Consider the following 18,740-nt stretch of genomic DNA (forward strand, 5'->3'; position numbering starts at 1 on the left):
GCTGTTGCAAAAGTCCCAGTATAGAAAAAAGACGAGGAAACTAAACATCCTCGTCTTTTTCTGATACAATGTATTTATGAAAACAAGTAAAAATACAATATCATTAACTAATTTTACACTAGTTGATGATACAATTCAATTAAAATTAAACTTTAACACAGAAGTATACATCCAAGATGACATAAAACTAAGGCTTGTAAAAAATATAATTGAAAGGATAGACCTAACAGAATTAAGAAAAGTCTACTCATCATTTGGGAGAAAACCTAGTGTAAATCCAGTAACAATGCTTCAAATAATAATATTCTGCTACTCTGAAGGAATATTCTCATCAAGAGAAATAGAAAAATCATTCAAATATGATCTAAGAATAAAATATCTTCTTGATGGTCAAAATCCACCAGACCATAGCACAATCAATAGATTTAGACAAAAAATAGTAAATCTAACACCTAACCTACTAAGTCAACTAGTAGAAATACTAATAAAAGAAAAGCAAATAGACCTATCAAGTATATACATAGATGGAACAAAAATAGAAGCTTATGCCAACAGATATAGTTTTGTATGGAGAGGAAGCACAGAAAAATGGCAAGAAAAACTAAGAATTAGAATAATAAAGCACTTCAATTTAAATAAAGACCTAACACCATCCCAAGTATTAGAAGTAGTAAAAATAGTATTTAATCAAGTAAGTAAAGAATGTAGAGAAAAGAAAATAAACTTCGTACATGGTCAAGGAAAAAGAAAACACCAACTTCAACGAGAATATGAACAACTAAAAGATTGGAAAAACAAGTTAGAAACTTATCAAGAACACCTAGAAATAATGGGAGATTACAGAAACTCCTACTCAAAAACAGATCATGACGCAACCTTCATGAGACTGAAAGAAGACCACATGAGAAATGGTCAACTAAAAGCAGCCTACAACATCCAATTAGCAAGTGCATCAGTCTTTATCATAGGAGAAAATGTATCCCATCATCCAAATGACATGTACACCCTAAAACCATTCCTAACAAAACTACTAAAAAGTTATCCAAATAAACTAGATAAAATAGTAGCAGATGCGGGATACGAAAGCGAAGAAAACTATGTATACCTAGCAGAAAACAACTTAACATCCTACATAAAACCATCAAACTACGAGCAATCCAAAACACGAAAATATAAAAAAGAACAGGAATTCAGAAAAAGCCTAGTCTACGATAAAACTCAAGACAAATACATATCAAAAGAAGGCAAAGAATTCATAAGATGCAATGATAGGTACAAGAAAAGAAAAAGTGGATATGTAACAACTACAAAAGTATACAGGTGTTTTGCCTGGAACAAAGATGGTCAAAAAACTAAAGGGATCTACATAGCAGAAATCTTCCAAAAATATAGGGAAGAATCATTAAAAAAAATAATATCCGACCAAGGAATAGAAGAAAGACTAAACAGGTCTATTCAAGCTGAAGGAGCTTTTTCTAAAATAAAGTCAGGACTAAACTACAACAGATTCCACCATAGAGGAAAAGCAAATATAATAAGCGAAATATGCCTTTTATCAATTTCCCTAAACTTAAATAAACTAGCATCAAAAATAGAAAAAAAGAACTTAGAAATTATAAAATACAAAGCTGCTTAGGAAAAAAATATTCATGATAGATAGCTTTATTAAGTGACCCTAATTTTAATAAAAATGTGGAAAATTTATTCTTATCTTAAAAAACTCTATAAAAATTAATGGCTTGATACAAATACACAAGAAAAAAAGTGATGAGCAGAATAGATTTACCTATTCTCCATCACCTTTTTTTTAGTCTACAAATTTTTTAGCAAAGTCTACGAAGGCATCGCAGGCACTTTTTACAAATGGTCTTGTTTCTTCGATAAGTTTTCCATCCTTATCAAATAATTCGTTAATCTTAGCTAGGTATACTTCTGGCTTGCTCATTGCTATGAGGTCTACACAAGTAAAGGATTGCTTTAGGGCAAGGTTACTTGATACCCCACCCATTGTACCGATTGTTGAGCTAAACACTGTAGCTGGCTTTCCAGCCCATAGGTTTCCTTCTGGCCCACGAGATGCAATGTCAATTGCATTTTTTAAGACTGGGGCTAGGGACCTGTTGTATTCTGGTGTGATAAAGATAAAGGCGTCACATTTTTTGACATCTTCTCTAAGTTTAATGTAGGCAGGGTGAATTTCGCCCATGTCTAGGTCTTGGTTATAAAAAGGTGTTTCGCTTAAATCTATAATATATGTTTCAACATCTAGAAGTTCTGCAACTTCCTTGGCAAGCTTTTTATTCCATGAATTTTTTCTAAGTGATCCTACTAATAATCCTATTTTCATTGATAAATCCTTTCTTTTTTATTTATTTAATTTCTACCCTAAAGTCTAAAATATAAGCAAAAAGAGCTAGGCCTATATAATTAATCGTTTTTATTTCTTATATATTTATCAATGTTTGCTGCGGCCTTTTTGCCGGCTCCCATGGCAAGGATTACTGTGGCAGCGCCAGAAACAGCGTCACCTCCAGCAAAGACCCCGTCCTTGCTGGTCATGGTTGTATCATCTATTATAATGCCGCCCCAAGATTCGGTTTTTATATCTGGATTGGTGTGCTTGATTAGTGGGTTTGGAGATTGGCCGATTGAAACAATTACAGATTCAAAGCAGACTTCTTCGTATTTGCCTGTGGCAACAGGTCTTCTTCTGCCTGAAGCATCTGGTTCGCCAAGTTCCATTTTTTCAACTTTTACAGCCTTGACCCAACCATTTTCTCCAAGGATTTCTACTGGGTTGTGGAGGTTCATAAAATTAATACCTTCTTCTATGGCGTGGTGGCTTTCTTCTGCCCTGGCTGGCATTTCCTCAAAGCTCCTACGGTAGACAACTGTCACATCAGCGCCAAGTCTTTTTGCTGATCTTGCCGCATCCATGGCGACGTTTCCGCCACCAACTACGCAGACTTTTTTGCCAACATGGACTGGTGTATCATATTCTGGAAATTTGTAGGCTTTCATTAGGTTCATACGGGTTAAAAATTCATTTGCAGAATAAACTCCGTTTAGGTTTTCACCAGGGATGCCCAAAAACTTTGGAAGTCCAGCACCAGATGCAATGTAAATTGCCTCATAGCCCTGATCATAGAGGTCCTCAATTGAAAGGGTCCTGCCAACTATGGTGTTAGTTTTTAGTTTAACCCCAAGTCCGATTACGTTTTTAAGTTCTGTATTTACAAGTTTTTTTGGAAGCCTAAATTCAGGAATTCCATACATCAAAACCCCACCTGCTGTGTGGAAGGCATCAAAAAGTGTTACTTTGTAGCCGAGTTTAGCAAGGTCTGCAGCCGCTGTAAGGCCAGATGGGCCTGCACCAACCACAGCTACCTTTTCCTTATTGGCATAAACTTCAACTGGTTTTTTATATTTTTTGTTGTTGTGATAATCTGCGACAAATCTCTCAAGCCTGCCTATTCCAACAGGTTCACCCTTAATTCCCCTTGTACAAACGCCTTCGCATTGGTTTTCTTGTGGGCAAACCCTACCGCAAATGGCAGGAAGGTTGTTGGTTTCAGCTATTTTTTCGTAGGCAGCATCAAGGTTGCCGTCAACTATAAATTGGATAAATTCAGGAATTTTAACAGAAACAGGGCAGCCTTTTACGCAAGGTTGGTTCTTGCAGTGGACACACCTAGTGGCTTCTTCAAGGGCCATTTCTGCAGTATAGCCTATAGCAACTTCGTCAAAATTTTTATTTCTAACATTTGGGTCCTGCTCAGGCATCTTTACTTTTTCATTTGACATATTAAATTTTGCCATTTCTTACCTCCCCAGTTAGGTTGCAAATGTGTTCTCTTTCCTCTGTGGCATAGTTTCTTGACCTATTCATGGCCTCATCAAAATCTACCAAAAATCCGTCGAAATCAGGTCCGTCAACGCAGGCAAATTTCATTTCCCCGCCAACAGTAAGTCTGCAACAGCCGCACATACCTGTGCCGTCAACCATAATTGAGTTCATGGACACAGTTGTTGGTATTCCAAGTGGTTTGGTAATATTTACCACATTTTTCATCATTATAGCAGGGCCAATTGTAAGGACGTGGTCGTATTTTTTTCCTTCCTTTAAGAGGTCTTCTAAAACCTGGGTTACAAAGCCCTGTCTGCCGTAGGATCCGTCATCGGTTGTTATGTATAGATTATCCGAACAATTTTCAAGTTCATCTTCAAGAATTATTATGTCCTTATTTTTAAAACCCATGATGACATCAACATTAGCGCCGATTTCGTGGAGGTATTTGGCCTGTGGAAAGGCTATAGCAGTTCCAAGACCGCCGCCGATTACGCAGACATTTTTCCCTTTCAAATCGTCTAATTCAGTAGGTTTTCCAAGAGGGCCTACAAAGTCCAAAAATCCATCACCAGCCTTAAGGCCGTTCATTCTCATAGTTGTGCCGCCCACAACTTGGACGATTATTGTAACATTTTCTCCATCGACACCTGAAATTGTAAAAGGCACTCTTTCGCCCCTTTCATCGAGCCTTAGGATTATAAATTGGCCAGGCAGAGCTTTTCTTGCAATCTCCTCATCCTTTACAACAAACTTGATGGTTGTATCATTCAAATTTGTTTTTTCTATTATTCTTGCCATAAGTCCTCCTTTAGACAAAGATTTCTTTCCTTAATTATAACATACTTCACAATAAAAGATATGTAAAAATTGAAAGGCCAGGAAAGGTGAATTATTTATAAATTATAGTATTATAAAGCTATTAAGATAATAAGAAGGGAGAATTATGGAAAAAAATCAAAGAAAATACACAAATAAATACCTCCTAAAAAAGTTCGTACCTTATTATGGACCCTACAAGAAGGTTTTAACCATAGATTTGTTGGCAGCAGCCTTTACAACCGTATCTGAGCTAATCTTGCCACTTTTATTATCATATCTTACAGACTGGGCACAAATAGGTGTCCTTGATGGTCCAAGGATAGTGAAAGTTGCGATAATCTACGCAATAACCAAGGCGATTTCAGTCATAGCCAGGTATTTCATGCAGTCTATGGGCCACATTATGGGGGCGTCGATCGAAAGAGATATGAGAAAAGACGTCTTTAACCACCTCATGGAAATGGATACAGAATTCTTTAATGAAGCAAAAATCGGCCAGCTAATGACCAGGCTTACCTCTGATTTATTTGAAATTACAGAGTTTGCCCACCACGTTCCGGAAGAATTCCTAGTTGGGGCCATCAAGCTAATAATATCCTTTATAGTCCTACTTGCAATAGATTGGAAATTAGCCCTAGTAATCTATATCCTAATCCCACTAATGTATGTGGTTTCAAGGAAGTCTAGGGCGAAATTTAGGAAAGCTACAAAAAATTCTAAGAAACAAATCGGGGAAATAAATGCAGGCGTGGAAGATACTTTACTTGGTATAAGTGTTGTAAAATCTTTTGCTAATGAAGCTATAGAAAAATCCAAATTTGCCAAGGAAAACGACAAATTTGCCGACATAAAGGCCGACCAATACTATAACATGGCCAAATATTTTATGGTCAAGGACACTTTTTCAGGCTTAATGTATTTGGTTTTAATTGTAATCGGTGGTTTGCTCGTAATAAATAAAGAAATCACCCCAGGTGACCTAATCGCCTTTACCATGTATCTAAACATGCTAGTTGCAACCATTGAAAGGCTGATAAACTTCACAGACACCTTTGAAAGAGGAACAACTGGCATAGAGAGGTTTATTGAAATTATGAGCCTAGATAGGGATATTTTTGACGCTGAAGATCCTCAGATCCTTTCAAATGTCAAGGGTAAGATCGAATTTGAAAGAGTATCCTTTAAATATCCAAACACAGCAAAAGGTGAACCTTATGTCCTAGAAGATATGTCCTTTAAAATTGACGTTGGGGAAAATATTGCCCTAGTCGGTCCGTCTGGAGCAGGAAAGACCACAATTTCAAAGCTAATCCCAAGATTTTACGATGTAAATGAAGGGGAAATTAGGATTGACAATACAAATATTAAGGACCTATCCATTGATTCTTTGAGAAACAATATAGGGATCGTCCAGCAAGATGTCTACCTATTTTCAGGCACAGTTAGGGAAAATATTGCCTACGGCAAAGAAGATGCCACAGAAGAAGAAATCAAGGAAGCAGCAAGACTTGCAGGTGCAGATGAATTTATAAAAGATTTGCCAAATGGTCTTGACACCTATATTGGCGAGCGTGGAGTAAAATTATCCGGAGGACAAAAGCAAAGAATATCAATAGCCAGAGTCTTCCTCAAAAACCCACCAATCCTAATCCTAGATGAGGCAACCAGTGCCCTAGACAATAAGAGCGAAGCCATAGTCCAAGCATCATTAGAAAAATTATCTAAGGGTAGGACTACACTAACAATAGCCCACCGCCTATCAACCATCATAAACGCCGATGAAATCATAGTCCTAACCTACGACGGCATAGTAGAAAGAGGCAACCACAAAGACCTCCTAGCCAAAAAAGGCGTCTACTACAACCTATACAATTCAAATAACACAGATTTATTCGGCTAAAAAGAACAGACCCCAGTGGTCTGTTTTTCTTGGTAATCTCATCTAAAGATGTATAATATTAGGGATAGAAAGGACATTTTATGAAAAAACTATTTGGTAAGTTCCTCCATGGACTTGCGACTCTTGTTGGAACTATTTTTTCAGTTCTAATTAATTTTATGAATATACTAGTGATGACCTTTGAAGGAATCAGATCTCTTTTGGCCCTTGTCTTTATGGTGGGCTGTTCGACCTTTATTTTCCTTCCAACCCTTTTATTATTTTTGCCTGCCAAGGTCTGGTATGCGATTTTTATTATCCTTGTAATTCCAGTGCTTGGACCTAAGTTTATTTCTATTTTGAGGTATGGAAATTATGTCCTTACCGAATGGATGTATGATAGGGCAAATTACCTAATAACTGGGGAAAGGGTCGGATTTGAAAATATTTCAGACTATTCTGAAAAATACAGGATTGACCAAGAAAGAGAAAGACAAAGACAGGCTGAAGAAGAGGCTCGTCGTCGCCAAGAGCAAATGTACGACTACTTTGAAGACCTCTTTGGTAATTTCACCTACTATGATACTAGAGATTTTAACCAGGGAGATTTTGGAGGTTTTTCTGGTGGCAATTATAGTGGCTATCAAAATTATGGCGGTGGATTTGCTGGAGTTAATGATCTTGGCTTTAAGGAAAGGTATGAAAAGGCTACAAGTAAGCTTGGAGTACCGCTAAATACAGACATCTATGATGTAAAACTTGCTTATAGGAAGCTTGCCAAAAAATATCATCCAGACTTGAATAAAGAGCCAGATGCCAAGGAGAAATTCCAAGAAATTAACGATGCCTATGAGTTTTTGTCTGAAGAAAATATCAAGAAGTACAAGAATAATTATCTATAGGAAAAACCATGCACGATACAATTAAGAATGAAAAAGCAGCAGTCCTATTATCAGAAGTTGCCTCTGATGCTGGTGCAATCATGCTTGCAAGCGGGGCAGAGATATATAGGGTTGAAGATACAGTAGAAAGAATAATAAGGTCTAAGACAAACGCCAAGGATGTCGACGTTTACTCAACATTTAACGTAATTATCCTATCTTTCACCTACGATAACGAGGTCCATACCAATGTTAGGAGGGTAAAAAATAGGGCAAATAAATTATTTTACGTTGATAAGGTCAACCAATTTTCAAGGGATTTTTGTTCGGGCAAATTAAGCCTTGAAGAAGCTTTAGTAGAACTTAAAAAAATTAAGGCTGCCAAAGGAAAACCACTTTTTGAAAAAATCCTAGGAGGTGGGATAGCTGCTGGAGCCTTTTCCCTTCTTCTAAGCGGGGGCCAGGATGAGATGGCAATTTCCTTTATAGTAGGACTTCTTTCTTACTATGCAGCAAACTTTATGGAACAAAATGGGATTGGTTATTTTGTGGTAAACTATCTCTATGGGGTCATTGTTTCCATCTTAACCATGATTTTCGCCCACTATCTTCCTGGAATTGAATCAGGAATAATCATTGTATCATCTATGATGGCCCTCCTTCCTGGAATTATGATTACAAATGCTATGAGGGACTTGATGAGTGGGGATGCGACTAGTGGCTTAACTGGAGCTGTCATTGCGATTTTAATTTCGACAGCCCTTGCCATGGGAGTTGGTACTCCTATTACAATTATGAAGTTTTGGGGTTAATATGATTTATTTTAGAGAATTTATAATTTCAGCCATAGCGGCAGTTGGCTTTGGTTTGATTTTTGATTTACCAAAAAAAGCTATTTATATTTCAAGTTTGGCAGCAGGTTTTGGTTGGGTAATCTATAAAATAACCTTGGAAGTTACTGGTTCTGTTTACCTAGGATCTTTAGTTTCTGCCCTTGTAATGGCTGCAACAGCAGAGGTTTTGGCTAGGGTTTTCCATTATCCAGCCAGTGTTTTTATCCTTCCAGGTATAATCAATCTTTGCCCAGGTGAAGCGATTTATAAGTCGATGACCAATTTTATAGCTAATGAAAATCTTCTTGCCCTTTCTTATTTTTATAAGGCCCTAGGAATTGCAGCAGCTATTGCCTTTGGTGTTTTGTTGTCATCTTCATTTTCAGCTTCACTTAAGAATTTTAAATTGAGAAATCAAAGAAGGACAGACTTTACAAATTTTAGGAGAAATAAATGAAAGAAATATACCTAGCAGGCGGATGCTTTTGGGGAGTAGATGCCTATTTTGGGGGCCTTGATGGAGTTGTTGCTACAGAATGTGGCTACGCTAATGGAAAAACTCCCACAACTACTTATGAAGAATTATACAAAACAGACTTTGCAGAAACAGTCAAAGTGACTTTTGATGAAGAAAAAATTTCTTTAGAGGATATTTTAGAACATTTTTATTATATAATCAATCCTTTTTCTTTAAACAGGCAGGGCAATGACCTAGGCCGCCAATATAGGACTGGGATTTATTCTAAAAATGAAAAAGACTTGGAATTTGCAAGAGATTTTCTAAGCAAAAAACAAAAGGAAGCAGACAGGAAAATCCTAGTAGAAGCCCAAGAATTAAGGTCTTTCGTGGTAGCAGAAGCCTATCACCAAGACTATTTGAAGAAAAACCCAGCTGGCTATTGCCACATAGATTTAAGCGATGTATTGGAGATAAGATGAAAAAAATTACAAAAATAATGGCCCTAGGAGTGGCTTTTTTAATCGGCCTACCAGGCCTAGCCCACGCAAGCGATGTAGTAAAATACGATTCGACAAATCTTGATGAGATCTTAATGAAAAATGGAGTTAAGGTTGATACCGAAAAAGTTAAGACCAGGCGTGAGGCTCTAATTAAGAAAAATCCGACTTTAAAACCAGCGGAAGAAAAGAAAAAACCAATTGTTTATCCAAAAACTGCGGTTTATACCAAGGTTGTAGATATGAGTGAACACCAGAATCCTGTGGCCATAAATTACGATGTTTTTGCCAAGGAAATTGACGGGGCTATCCTCCGTTCATCTATTACAACCTTCAAAGAAGACGAGGAAACTGGCGAAAAAACCTATTACCTAAGGCGTGATCTCACAGTTGATAGCCACTATCAAAACCTAAACGCAAGAAATGTGCCAATTGGTTTCTACCATTATTCAAGGGCGACAAATGTGGAAGAAGCAACCAAGGAAGCAAACTACGTCCTTGATTATATCAGGGGCAAAAATATTTCCTTGCCAATCTATTTGGATATGGAAGATAATATGAGACAGGCTAAGGTATCTAGGGAAGAACTCTCAAGAGTGGCAGACACCTTCCTAAATATAATGAAGAGAAACGGCTATGTAGCAGGGATTTATTCCTACCCACACTTTGCCAAAAACCACCTAAATAGGGAAGTTAGAAACAGGGGCAATTTCTGGATTGCCGACTATGCCGGAGTTGGCTTTACAGGCTATACCGACACAGAATTTGACATCTGGCAGTACGCCCACAAGGGCAGGATTGCTGGTTACCCAGGAAATCTTGATGTAAACTCACTTTACAGAGATTATCCGCTTCTTATCAAGGGCAAGTCTAGGAAAAATTACAATGACCTTATCCAGGAAATAATCGACGGCCACTGGGCTGAGGGTAAGGAAAGAGAAAAACGCCTCAAATATGCGGGCTATAACTATAATCAAGTTCAAAAAGATGTTGATAAAAAATTAAGATTGAAGAAATAAAAAATAAACATATACTGTAACTAGGAGTGTGAATTATGGCAATTAAATATGATATAGTAGAAAATATTGGCATCCTTTCAACAAATGCAAAGGGTTGGACCAAGGAGTTAAACCTTGTTAGCTGGAATGAAAGAGAGCCAAAATACGACATCAGAGACTGGAACGAAGATCACACTAGGATGAGCAAGGGGATTACCCTTACAGCAGAAGAGGCAGAAGTCCTTAAAAACATCCTAGCTGACGAATTCGAAGACTAAGTAGACTCTCCCTTGATGGGAGAGTTTTTTTCTAAGGAGAAGATATGGCATATTTTTACGCCCTTTTATCTGCAATCTTTGCAGCCTTAACATCAATCTTAGCCAAAATCGGTATTTCTGACATCAATTCAAACCTAGCCACAGCCATTAGAACGACAGTGGTCCTTGTATTTTCTTGGATAATGGTTTTTATAGTCGACGGCCAACACGATATTGGAGCTATTAGCAAAAGAAATTTAATATTTCTAATTCTATCAGGTCTTGCCACAGGTATTTCTTGGCTTGCCTTTTATAAGGCCCTCCAAATGACTGATGCATCAAAGGTTGTGCCAATTGATAAGCTAAGCGTAGTTTTTACAATTATTTTTGCCTTCATAATTTTGGGAGAAGCGGCAAGCAAAAAAGCGATAATCGGTGCGATATTAATCACTATCGGGACCCTGGTAATGGTCCTTTAAAAAGGAGTTAAGATGAAAATTGAACTTACAAATGATAAAACAAAATTAATTGCAGATACAAATGGTGCTTACATAGAAGAATTTACCTACGATGGCAAGGATGTATTTTTCCCAAAATTTGAGACAGAAATAGCTGGCAAAAAGAAAACCAGGGGAGGGTCTCACCCTTGTCTTCCATCTTTTGGACCAAGCGAGATCAATGATTTAAAAGACCACGGCTATGGTAGGGATTTTGATTGGGAAATAGTTCAAAAAAGTGATGATAAAGTCATCTTAAAACTTTCTGGCTGATGTGGCTATGAGGGCATGGATTCCTTAATTTCCTATGACCTTGGTGAAAAATCTTTGATCGCTGAAATTAAAATGATAAATAATTCTTCTAAAGATTTGCCAGTTGCACCTGGTTTTCACCCATACTTTAGGGCGGGAGACGATTTTGAAGTTGATGGTCTAAATTTCGGAGATTTTAACCTTGAAGACACTTATTTTCTAGACGCAAGCCAAGTTTCCTTTAAGGCGGAAAATTTTGATGTCAAAATTACTTCAGAAAATTTCCAAAAGTTTGCAATATGGACAGATTTCCTAGATAACTATAGGTGTGTGGAGCCTTGCTACAATGGCAAGTCCTTTGTAAAAGATGGAAATCCTTACATCCTAAAAGATGGGGAAACTTTTTTGGCTCAGATGAAAATAGACATAGAAGGATAAAATTAACCAGGCCTTGGGTCTGGTTTTTTTCTGGTCTTTACTGGTTCTTGATAAAAATCGTCTATAATATAGGGGAGGTGAGAAGATGGATATTTGTATAATTGAAGATAATTTTGCCCTGGTCGAGTCCCTCAAGGACCTCTTAGAAAATGAAGGCTATGGGGTGAATTATTTCCAAGACCTTGGAGAAATTGACGATTATTTGATTTTAAATAAATATGATTTAATAATTTTAGACTTAATGCTGGGTAATTTTGATGGTTTGGATTTTCTAAAAATAATTAGAAGTGAGATTAAAAGACCGATTATAATTTTAACAGCCAAAAACGGCAAAGAAGACGAGCTAAGGGGCTTGAGTCTTGGGGCAGATGACTATATCAAAAAGCCCTTTGATCCAGATATTTTACTTGCCAGAATAAAATCAAAATTAAGGATAAATGAAAATTCGGAAATATCCTATAGGCAAACGACTTTTGATTTTGAAACGGGTTTGGTTAAGAAAAATGAAAGCAAAATCTATTTAACAAGTCAAGAAAAAAAGATTTTAAAAATTTTATTTATCAATAAGGGAAGGGTCCTTTCCAAAGAGAGTCTTCTTTCCATGGCGTCGGATAATTTTGATTCTGCATCAGAAAGGACAATTGTGACCCATATCTATAATATCAGGAAAAAAATCCTAGAAATTGGGGCAGATGATCCGGTAGAAAATGTTTGGAAGGAGGGTTATAGGTGGAAAAACGAGTAAAAAATTTGGCCTTGGGCCTTCTCATGGATAATTTTTTAAGGGTCTTAGTTTATGGAATTCTAACAATTATTGCCCTCAAATTAGGCCAAGAATACCTTTATCCCCTAAGGCTAAAAAAAGATTTCGCCATGGGAGTTTTTATGATTTATTCTCTATATTTTCTTAGAAAATTCTACATTGGCATTGATAAGAATATTCTGAATGATTTAAGAATCCTTGAAGATTCTATCAAAAATGATGACTATGACAAGGACCTATCATTAGCAGAATTTGACCTAATTAACAAGACTCTTAAAAATAAAAATAAAAAAATAAGAGAGAAAGATTCTTTCATCAAAACAAGCTTAGCAGCAATTTCCCACGATATGAAAACACCTCTGACAGTGATAAATACAAATCTTTCTTTAATAAAAAATGAGGATGAAAAAGACCTAAATAGACTTAGGAAAATCAAGAGAGAAACCGAAAAAATTGCCACATACATTGATGATTTGATGGAGGTGAGTGGGGGATTTATTGACCAAATAAGCTTAGAAAAAATTTCCCTACCCGAATTTATTATAAATTTAAAGGCGAATTTATCTCTTTTTGAAGATATGAGGGAGGAAGAAATTGGAATCATAAATGAAATTGACTTAAAAAATGATTTTTATCTAGAAATTGACAAGATAAGGTTTGATAAGGCTCTTAGCCAGCTTTTGACCAATGCCTTTGAACACAGAAAGAGTGCCGTCTGGCTAGAAATTATGGAAAAAGATGGAAAAATAATAATCACAGTTGCCGATGATGGGCAAGGTTTTGATGAAAAAAGCCTAAGGGATGGTAAAAATCTATTTTATACAGATAATTATGGCAGGACATCCGGCAAAGGCACTGGCATGGGGCTTTTTATAGCTAATTCCTATATAGAAGCCATGGGAGGCGCCCTTGTTCTTGAAAACCAAAATGGAGGACGTGCCAAAATTTCCTTAGATATAAGGGAGGAAAAGAATGGAAAATAAATTATTTTTAATATTTTTAATAATTTTTGCCTGTCTTGACCTTTATAAATTGATAAAAAATAACCTAGGATTTTTTAGCTTTTTTAGGCCCCTAAGTCTAGCTCTTACCAATAAATTTATCCTTGAAGGGATAGACCAAAGGCTTTATGTAATTGCCCTTATATACTTTTTGTTATTAGCCTATATTTACAGAAAAAATATTAGAAAGGAAGAAGAATATGAAAAAGAAATTTGATTTTTATGACTTTTTAGTCTTTATTTTTGGCCTTGTTGGCTTTGGTGGATATTATTTACTTATGACCCAATATTTTAAAGTCAATCCTTTTGAAGGATTAGCCATTATACCAAGCATTTACTTTGGCATTTCGGTTTTTACCATGGTCTTTGTATATGATATAGTTAATGAGAAAATTGGAGATATTTTTCTCTTAACACACAGGACCGTCCACCTAGTTTCCTATATTTTTGGACCAATAATACTAATCTATGAAAAATTAAAGTAGTAAGATGCCGCCTTAGGGCGGTTTTTACTTTGCCTTAAAGCCTTGAATACAAGCCTTAGAAAAGTATATTGAGAGAATGAAGAAGATTTATTTTGACTATGCGGCAACAAGCATAAAAAGAAAGAAAATTTTAGAAGATATATTAGAAAAGGCCGACTTATTTGACGGAAATCCCGATTCTAGCCATTCTTTTGGAAGGGATGCCAAAAAGATTTTGGAAGAATCTAGAAAGGCTATTGCGAAATCCATCGGAGCAAAGCCAAGCCAGATAATTTTCACATCTGGCGCCAGCGAATCAAACAACACAGTCCTTTCTGCCTTCAAAAATAAAAAAATTATTACAACAAATATTGAGCACGACTCGATTGAAAATACCTATGATCCTCAAAATACAATTCTTATTGAGGCAGATGAAGAAGGCATAAGCCTTGATCAAATAAAGGAAAAAATCACAGACGATATTAAACTCGTTTCTGTAATGATGGTTAATAATGAAATGGGCCTTATAATGCCGATTAAGGAAATTGGTGAGTATTTAAAGGAAAAAGATATTTATTTTCACGTCGACTGTGTCCAAGCCTACGGCCATTTGGATATAGATGTTGATGAAATGAATATTGATTTCCTATCACTTTCTGGCCATAAGATTGGCGGCATAAATGGTTTTGGTGTGCTTTTTGCAAGTGAAAACCTCCCTTCTTTTATAAAGGGCGGTGAGCAGGAAAAATACCGCAGGGCAGGCACTTCCTATGTAATGGGCGCTTATTCCATGGCTAAGTCTTTCCCTTGCATGATTTCTGAAAGAGAAAAGATCAAGGATTTGAAAAATTATTTGCTAGATTCTTTGGCTAAATCAAAGTTATCTTACCAGATAAATGCCAATCCAGAAAAAACTGTAGACCATATAGTAAATATTTATTTCAAAGACTATAGGTCAGATTTTTTATTAACCTATCTTGATATGCACGGGATTGCCGTTTCTGCAGGATCTGCTTGTAGGGCGGGAGCTGTGATTCCTTCAAAGGTTGTAGAAAGAATTTACGGACCAGACAGGGCCAGCCATTCACTTAGGATAAGCCTTGGTTTTGAAAATACAAGGGCAGACATAGATATGCTTTTAGAAGTTTTAGGAGAATTAGATGACAGATAAAAAAGATATAAAGGTAATAGTTGGGATCTCAGGTGGTGTGGATTCTTCTGTTGCGGCCCTTCTTTTGAAAGAAGAAGGATATGATGTGACAGGGATTTTCATGAAAAACTGGGATGATACCGATGAAAATGGCTTTTGCACTGCCGAAGAAGACTTCGAAGATGCAGTAGCCGTTTGCAACCAAATCGGGATTCCTTATTATTCTATAAATTTTGAAAAAGAATACTACGATAGGGTTTTTTCCTACTTTCTTGACGAATACAAGAAGGGCAGGACTCCAAACCCTGATATCATGTGCAATAAGGAAATAAAATTCAAGGCCTTTTTGGATTTTGCCAAAAATCTTGGAGCAGACTACCTTGCAACTGGACATTACGCCAGAGTTGATAGGACCGATGGGGAAACAAAGATGCTAAGAGGTCTTGATTCCAACAAGGACCAAACATATTTTCTAAGCCAATTATCCCAAGAACAAATAAAGGACGTTTTATTTCCAGTAGGTGATTTGCAAAAATCAGAAGTAAGGGAAATTGCCAAAAAAGCAGGCCTTGCAACTGCAAACAAGAAAGACTCTACAGGAATTTGTTTCATTGGTGAAAGAGATTTTAACGAATTTCTTTCTCACTATCTCCCAGCTCAACCGGGAAATATTGTCGATACACAAGGCAAGGTCTTGGGTAGGCATGACGGGCTTATGTATCACACAATCGGCCAAAGACGTGGACTTGGCATAGGTGGTGAGGGAGAAGCTTGGTTTGTTTATGGCAAGGACCTTGAGAAAAACGAACTTTTAGTTTGCCAAGGCAAAAAAAATCCGCTTTTATTTTCAAATAAGCTTTACGGATCAGAATTTTCTACAATTTCTGATAAAGAGTGCCCAAAGGAATTTGATTGCACAGCCAAGTTCAGATACAGACAAGCGGATATAAAGGCCCATGTCAAAGTCCTAGGAGATGGCAAGGTTGAAGTTACTTACGATGAAACCAAGGCTGTAACCCCAGGCCAAGCCGCTGTTTTTTATGACGGCGAGGTTTGCCTAGGTTCTGCCATAATCGATGAAGTTTACATGAACGATAAAAAATTGAGAGTTTAAAATCAATTTAAAAAATAAAATACAATAGGATTTTAAATTGAAACAAAAATAAACCTTGAAGACCATTTAAAAATGGATACTTCAAGGTTTTTTCTTATATATTAATTTCTAAAACAATAGGGGTGTGGTCTTGTCTTTCGCCGGAGTCAATCATATCTGAATTTGTGATTAAGTCTTTTATCCTATCAGAAACTAGGAAATAATCAATCCTCCAGCCGGAATTGTTGATTTTACTTGTCTTAACCCTTTGGGCCCACCAGGTGTAACGGCCTTCTACATCGCCGTGGATGTGTCTGAAGGTGTCTGTAAATCCACGATTAAGAAGATTTGTAAAGCCTTCTCTTTCTTCATCGGTAAAACCAGCTGATTCGTGGTTGTTATCTGGGTTTGCTAGGTCAATTTCCTTGTGTGCAACGTTAAAGTCGCCAGCTGCTATTACTGGCTTGTTTTGATCTAGACTTTTTAGATAATCAGCATAGAGCCTGTCCCAAACCTGCCTATCAGGAAGTCTTACTAATTTGTCACCGGCATTTGGTGTATAGACGTGGGTGAAATAAAAATTATCAAACTCTAAAGTGATTATCCTACCCTCAAAATCCATAGTACAAGGTGCACCAATTTGTGGGAAGGATGCTTCTACTTCTAGACCTTTTTTGTAAAGGGTCATAGTCCCTGCATAAGATTTTCTCGCAGGCTCCTCGCTTTGCCTATAAACATAATCATATTCTGGGAAATATTCAGCAAGTTTTTCCACATGTTTTTTGCTAAGGCCAGAATAAGGAAGTTTGGTTTCTTGGATGGCTATTACATCAGCATCTTCTTTTACAAGCCTATCTAAAACCAAACGGCTCAATAAAGCCCTTGCAGAATCAGATGTAAGGGCAGCATTTAGTGAATCTATATTCCATGAAATAAATTTCATAATTACCTCTCTTTATTTATTCTCTCTTATTAATATACAACTTTAAAAAAACTTTTAAAATTTCTACAAATTTAACACAAAATTAACACCCTTTTGGGTATTATATAGTTAAGAAGACACTAATATAAGAATTTTTAAGGAGGGTGTCATGAAAAAATCTAAATTATTACTAGCCCTAGCAGTGTCAGCTATGTTGATTAATAGCGCCTATGCTAGCGAAATGAAAAATCAAAAAGTAAATGAAATCGAAGCAGAAGACCCTATTACAAATCCAAAAGTAGCAGAATACAAGGTAAAGAAAATTTATGAAGAAGGGGTTGATATTGTGGACGTTAATAACGAAGCTGATGTCTACAATGTTCCAAAATCTTATTTTAAGGGCATGGACCTTAAAGAAGGTAAGATTTTCACCCTTTATACAAATAGGGAAATCTTAGAATCAGATCCAGCAAAATTTGGGAAAGTGTATAAGGTTATCGAAGGCAAGGAAAGTCACGTTACTTCTGATATTTATGTAATCAAGACCATAAATGAAGAAGGAGTAGATTTATACCTTAAATCAAATCCTGATGACCTTTACAATGTTCCAAAAAAAGAATTCAAGAATATTGATTTAGTAGAGGGCAAAGAAGTAGAAATCGTAGCAGATGATGTACTTTACGCTTCATATCCAGCTAAATTTACAAAAATCCACAAAATAAGTGAAGTAAAACCTAAGGAAGAAAAGGTCGTAAGAGATTTTGTTGTTAAAGAAATCAACGAAGAAGGGGTCACCCTTTATGAAGTAGGCAATGAATCAAATCTTTATAATGTGCCAAAATCTGAATTTAAGGATATGAAAGTCGAAAAAGGCAAGGTCTTTACTATTACATCTGATAATATTTCTCTAAAATCCTACCCAGCTCAATTTGGCAAGATTTTCTCAATTGTTGAAAAAAAGATGCCAGCTAAGACCATGGTAAAATCTTATGTTGTAGAAAAAGTTGCCGACGATATGGTGACTGTTCACGAAAAAGATAACAAAGAAAGCAAATATAATATAGCTAAAAAAGACTTTGGTAAAGCTATGCCAAAAGTAGGCGAGACTTATAAAATAGAAACATCAGAAGAAATCCTAACTTCAGACCCTGCTCAATTTGCAGCAGTATATAAGGTAGAACTAGAAAAAGAAGCCCCAAAGAAGGCCGAAAAGCCAGCTGATAAGAAAAAACCAGCTGAAAAGGCCAAAGAAAATAAAAAAGAAAATAAGAAAGAAAGTGAAAAAACTCTATCTGACATCTTTGTAGTAGAAAAAATCGACCAAGAAGGTGTGACTGTTTATAGAAAGTCAAACAAGGAAGATAAGTACCTTGTTCCTAAAAAAGATTTCGGAAAGCTAGAAATCAAAGAAGGTAAGGAATACAAGATTTTCACAGACGATATAGTCCTAACTTCTTACCCAGCCCAATTTGGAAAGATTTATAAAATCGAAGAAGTGATGGCAGGAAAGAACAAAAATCCAGCTAAAAACCCAAAAACTGGCCTAATCGGCACAAGCCTTGCCCTTGTTGGATTAATCGGTGCAAGCATAGGCTATAAGAAAATCAAATAAAATCTAAGATCAAACGGCACCTTGTGGTGTCGTTTTTTTGTCTTTAATTCCCTTTATTTGCAAATTATGTTAAA

The 18,740-nt window shown here is 36.4% G+C and carries 22 protein-coding genes; 18 read left to right on the plus strand and 4 right to left on the minus strand.

Going from position 1 to position 18,740, the window contains the following annotated elements; genetic code table 11:
• Positions 1 to 76: 76 nt before the first annotated feature.
• The gene (locus J2Z38_RS00845; RefSeq protein WP_209771275.1) at positions 77 to 1,636 is read left to right on the plus strand and encodes an IS1182 family transposase; all 1,560 of its coding nucleotides are present in this window, start codon (positions 77 to 79) and stop codon (positions 1,634 to 1,636) included.
• Positions 1,637 to 1,807: 171 nt separating this feature from the next.
• Here the strand turns inward: J2Z38_RS00845 and J2Z38_RS00850 are convergent, their stop codons facing one another.
• The 3 genes from J2Z38_RS00850 to J2Z38_RS00860 all read right to left on the minus strand — a co-directional run bounded on the left by J2Z38_RS00850 (position 1,808) and on the right by J2Z38_RS00860 (position 4,648).
• The gene (locus J2Z38_RS00850; protein WP_209771278.1) at positions 1,808 to 2,347 is read right to left on the minus strand and encodes an NADPH-dependent FMN reductase; all 540 of its coding nucleotides are present in this window, start codon (positions 2,345 to 2,347) and stop codon (positions 1,808 to 1,810) included.
• Positions 2,348 to 2,427: 80 nt separating this feature from the next.
• Positions 2,428 to 3,819, minus strand: a complete 1,392-nt coding sequence (gltA, locus tag J2Z38_RS00855) for an NADPH-dependent glutamate synthase (RefSeq protein WP_209771281.1) — start codon at positions 3,817 to 3,819, stop codon at positions 2,428 to 2,430.
• Positions 3,806 to 4,648, minus strand: coding sequence for a sulfide/dihydroorotate dehydrogenase-like FAD/NAD-binding protein (locus J2Z38_RS00860; RefSeq protein ID WP_209771285.1), 843 nt, complete (start codon positions 4,646 to 4,648; stop codon positions 3,806 to 3,808). The genes gltA and J2Z38_RS00860 overlap by 14 nt, the downstream gene beginning before the upstream one ends.
• A 145-nt stretch (positions 4,649 to 4,793) precedes the next feature.
• Between J2Z38_RS00860 and J2Z38_RS00865 the strand changes: the two genes are divergently transcribed.
• The 16 genes from J2Z38_RS00865 (at position 4,794) to mnmA (ending at position 16,153) form a co-directional block, all read left to right on the plus strand.
• On the plus strand, positions 4,794 to 6,569 hold the full coding sequence (locus tag J2Z38_RS00865) for an ABC transporter ATP-binding protein (RefSeq protein WP_209771288.1): 1,776 nt from the start codon (positions 4,794 to 4,796) through the stop codon (positions 6,567 to 6,569).
• An 80-nt stretch (positions 6,570 to 6,649) separates the two neighbouring features.
• Positions 6,650 to 7,450, plus strand: coding sequence for a J domain-containing protein (locus tag J2Z38_RS00870; protein WP_209771291.1), 801 nt, complete (start codon positions 6,650 to 6,652; stop codon positions 7,448 to 7,450).
• 8 nt (positions 7,451 to 7,458) lie between these two features.
• Entirely contained in the window at positions 7,459 to 8,241 is a 783-nt protein-coding gene (locus J2Z38_RS00875) for a threonine/serine exporter family protein (RefSeq protein WP_209771294.1), read from the plus strand.
• A 1-nt stretch (position 8,242) separates the two neighbouring features.
• Complete coding sequence (locus J2Z38_RS00880; RefSeq protein ID WP_209771296.1) at positions 8,243 to 8,719, plus strand: threonine/serine exporter family protein; 477 nt, start codon at positions 8,243 to 8,245, stop codon at positions 8,717 to 8,719.
• Entirely contained in the window at positions 8,716 to 9,201 is a 486-nt protein-coding gene (msrA, locus tag J2Z38_RS00885) for a peptide-methionine (S)-S-oxide reductase MsrA (protein WP_209771298.1), read from the plus strand. The genes J2Z38_RS00880 and msrA overlap by 4 nt, the downstream gene beginning before the upstream one ends.
• Positions 9,198 to 10,238 (plus strand): GH25 family lysozyme, encoded by a 1,041-nt coding sequence (locus J2Z38_RS00890; protein ID WP_209771300.1) that lies wholly within the window; start codon positions 9,198 to 9,200, stop codon positions 10,236 to 10,238. Before msrA ends, J2Z38_RS00890 begins: the two co-directional genes overlap by 4 nt.
• Positions 10,239 to 10,273: 35 nt before the next feature.
• Positions 10,274 to 10,495, plus strand: coding sequence for a YdbC family protein (locus tag J2Z38_RS00895; protein ID WP_209771302.1), 222 nt, complete (start codon positions 10,274 to 10,276; stop codon positions 10,493 to 10,495).
• A 44-nt stretch (positions 10,496 to 10,539) separates the two neighbouring features.
• On the plus strand, positions 10,540 to 10,953 hold the full coding sequence (locus J2Z38_RS00900) for an EamA family transporter (RefSeq protein ID WP_209771304.1): 414 nt from the start codon (positions 10,540 to 10,542) through the stop codon (positions 10,951 to 10,953).
• A 12-nt stretch (positions 10,954 to 10,965) separates the two neighbouring features.
• Positions 10,966 to 11,244: an aldose epimerase family protein gene (locus J2Z38_RS00905; RefSeq protein WP_209771306.1), complete on the plus strand. Its 279-nt coding sequence runs from the start codon at positions 10,966 to 10,968 to the stop codon at positions 11,242 to 11,244.
• A 15-nt stretch (positions 11,245 to 11,259) separates the two neighbouring features.
• Positions 11,260 to 11,661 (plus strand): aldose epimerase family protein, encoded by a 402-nt coding sequence (locus tag J2Z38_RS00910; protein ID WP_209771308.1) that lies wholly within the window; start codon positions 11,260 to 11,262, stop codon positions 11,659 to 11,661.
• 85 nt (positions 11,662 to 11,746) lie between these two features.
• Positions 11,747 to 12,406: a response regulator transcription factor gene (locus tag J2Z38_RS00915; protein ID WP_209771311.1), complete on the plus strand. Its 660-nt coding sequence runs from the start codon at positions 11,747 to 11,749 to the stop codon at positions 12,404 to 12,406.
• Positions 12,391 to 13,407, plus strand: a complete 1,017-nt coding sequence (locus J2Z38_RS10485; protein WP_209771314.1) for a sensor histidine kinase — start codon at positions 12,391 to 12,393, stop codon at positions 13,405 to 13,407. The genes J2Z38_RS00915 and J2Z38_RS10485 overlap by 16 nt, the downstream gene beginning before the upstream one ends.
• Positions 13,397 to 13,642: a hypothetical protein gene (locus J2Z38_RS00925; RefSeq protein WP_209771317.1), complete on the plus strand. Its 246-nt coding sequence runs from the start codon at positions 13,397 to 13,399 to the stop codon at positions 13,640 to 13,642. The genes J2Z38_RS10485 and J2Z38_RS00925 overlap by 11 nt, the downstream gene beginning before the upstream one ends.
• Positions 13,626 to 13,910, plus strand: a complete 285-nt coding sequence (locus J2Z38_RS00930; RefSeq protein WP_209771320.1) for a hypothetical protein — start codon at positions 13,626 to 13,628, stop codon at positions 13,908 to 13,910. Before J2Z38_RS00925 ends, J2Z38_RS00930 begins: the two co-directional genes overlap by 17 nt.
• Before the next feature lie 76 nt (positions 13,911 to 13,986).
• Positions 13,987 to 15,060, plus strand: coding sequence for a cysteine desulfurase family protein (locus J2Z38_RS00935; RefSeq protein ID WP_209771323.1), 1,074 nt, complete (start codon positions 13,987 to 13,989; stop codon positions 15,058 to 15,060).
• Positions 15,050 to 16,153 carry a tRNA 2-thiouridine(34) synthase MnmA gene (mnmA, locus tag J2Z38_RS00940; protein ID WP_209771325.1) on the plus strand — a complete coding sequence of 368 codons (1,104 nt, stop codon included), beginning with the start codon at positions 15,050 to 15,052 and terminating at the stop codon, positions 16,151 to 16,153. Before J2Z38_RS00935 ends, mnmA begins: the two co-directional genes overlap by 11 nt.
• Positions 16,154 to 16,247: 94 nt before the next feature.
• On the opposite strand, the gene J2Z38_RS00945 is transcribed toward mnmA, so the two are convergent.
• Positions 16,248 to 17,075 carry an exodeoxyribonuclease III gene (locus J2Z38_RS00945; protein ID WP_209771329.1) on the minus strand — a complete coding sequence of 276 codons (828 nt, stop codon included), beginning with the start codon at positions 17,073 to 17,075 and terminating at the stop codon, positions 16,248 to 16,250.
• 148 nt (positions 17,076 to 17,223) lie between these two features.
• Here J2Z38_RS00945 and J2Z38_RS00950 point away from each other — a divergent pair, with 148 nt between their 5' ends.
• Complete coding sequence (locus J2Z38_RS00950) at positions 17,224 to 18,666, plus strand: hypothetical protein (protein WP_209771331.1); 1,443 nt, start codon at positions 17,224 to 17,226, stop codon at positions 18,664 to 18,666.
• Positions 18,667 to 18,740: the final 74 nt, after the last annotated feature.

The sequence above is a fragment of the Anaerococcus degeneri genome (assembly GCF_017874475.1).
GTDB lineage: Bacteria > Bacillota > Clostridia > Tissierellales > Peptoniphilaceae > Anaerococcus > Anaerococcus degeneri.